Raw genomic sequence first — 1,974 nt, forward strand, 5'->3', positions numbered from 1 at the left:
CCCAAGGCAATAATACAAAAGCAAAACCCAGACCACCGGCTCCAGGTAACGACCGCCCGAGGTTTGTGATACCGCGTTCCCGGTGTAGTACCCCATCTGAATGACCACCCCGCTGAGCCCGGCCCAGCCAAATCGTTTCCATGCGGCCATAATGCCGATGAGCACCAGGGTCAGGTTGATGCCCATAACGATCAGATTCTCCGATCGAAGACGAGTCTTCCAGATTGGCTGCGCTTCGGTAAAAGCCCATATGCCATCTTTGACCTGTTCCTGTATGGAATGCAAGACCAGGCTGGTGGGCAGCTTGGCTAGCCCAGTATAAATATTATTTAGGAAATGAAAAAGGATGCCTGAAACTCCAGCCTGGTCGATCTCCCCGATCTCATAATGCAGTATTTCATGAGGTTCATTGGAGCCTGTCTCGGCTTGCGCATTTGGAAGAAACGCCGTAGAGGGAGGCGAGACCTCGCTATCCGTTTCAGCTTTATTGTCACCGTGGCGCAAGGAGAAACGGCTGTTAATGACCTCTTCAATCTTGGAAATGTAATGGCTTTTCCCCTGGTTGTTGGTCGCAGAAAAGAACCAAGGGCTAAACACCAGGAGGAAAGCCAACCCGGCAAATAAAACCGTGGTGAACACCTTCTTGAACATACCTTTGCCCGCCAGAAATACTACCAGGATCAAGAACGGAATAATAAAGATGGGATTGAAGCGAATCAAAACGCTCAGCCCCAGCAACCCCCCGCTCAGAATCGCCCAACGTGGATCAGTGGGGCTTGTCAACCATTTAAATGCCGCAACGGCGAACAGCAGCAGTAAAACCCCTGCCAGCAATTCAGGGTTCTCGAGCTTGACGTTCACGCTGCCATTCTCGCGGTAAAGGGCGATGGCGTAAGCCCCTTGCAAAATAGCCAGCAGCGCGAGGAATATCCCGAAGGCAAAACCAATCTTCTTACGCCCAACCAGGAACAACAACGCCGGCAAGCACGCAATGACCGCTATCTGCAACTTCAGGTAATCGTCGATCGATGGGCCAAAGATCGCCTGACCCAGCGCCAGAAACGCCATGTAAAGCGGTTTGTCTGTTAACCAGTGATTGTAGACTCCCTCCCCAAGGGTGATGTAATGCGAACCGATGCTGTAAACAGCATCATTGATATCCGGGTAACAAATCCCGTTAGGAGGATACGGGCCGGGGCGGTCATCTGTGCACGGGAGAGGAATGCTTGACCAAATAATAAAGGTGACCACCCAGAGCAAGAGAAAGAACAGCGCAGTGCTCCATTTACGTGTGGGGGTTCTGGATAAGGTCCTTTGCTCCAGTCTGAACAAAAGCATAAATGCTGCCCACGCCAGGATAACTTGTAAGCCTGAAAGCGGCGCGCCGGGGGGAAAATACAATTGTTTCGCGCTGAAATTACCTTCCGTTTGGACCAGGATTATGAACACCAGAATAGTTAAACCAGTGAGAATACCTCCTGTAAGCAGGTATTTGCGTGACACCTGAATATTTCGCAGCCCAGATTGAAGTTTACCCGGCTCCCTGTTCACCCAGAAAGCAAACACCCCTTGCACCACCATCAGCTCGACCCAAATGAGCAAAGGCTGCAACCTGGTAAAGCTCGACGCCCATTCCTCCAGGCGATACGCGGGTATCCAGATCGTGAGCCACAGGAATAGCATCGTCAGTCCCCCCACCCACGGCAGGGTTTTCTCCAGGGGAGCAGCGGGTGTAAGCCGGCCGGTGATGCGCGTTCTTAATCGCCGGTCAATAAGCAATACCGCCAAAAAGAGCAGCGCCGCCAGCACCCCTCCGAGCATGATCAAGCGGCTCTTGGAATAACCGAAATAAAAGGCATTCTTTGGGTCAGAAGGGATGGAAAGCAGGGTCGCTATGACAGCGACGCCCTCGACGAAAGAAATAAGCAGGAATAAGGCGGTGATTCGATCTTTGCGCCGGGTCATCTTCAGCTC

The 1,974-nt window shown here is 52.2% G+C and carries 1 protein-coding gene; it reads right to left on the reverse strand.

All coding sequences use genetic code 11. The features are described 5' to 3' along the window. The coding region (locus GX466_09510) for a glycosyltransferase family 39 protein (protein ID NLH94432.1) at nucleotides 1–1,974 on the reverse strand (1,974 nt) is incomplete at both ends.

It is taken from the genome of Candidatus Cloacimonadota bacterium, from assembly GCA_012516855.1.
Lineage (GTDB): Bacteria > Cloacimonadota > Cloacimonadia > Cloacimonadales > Cloacimonadaceae > Syntrophosphaera.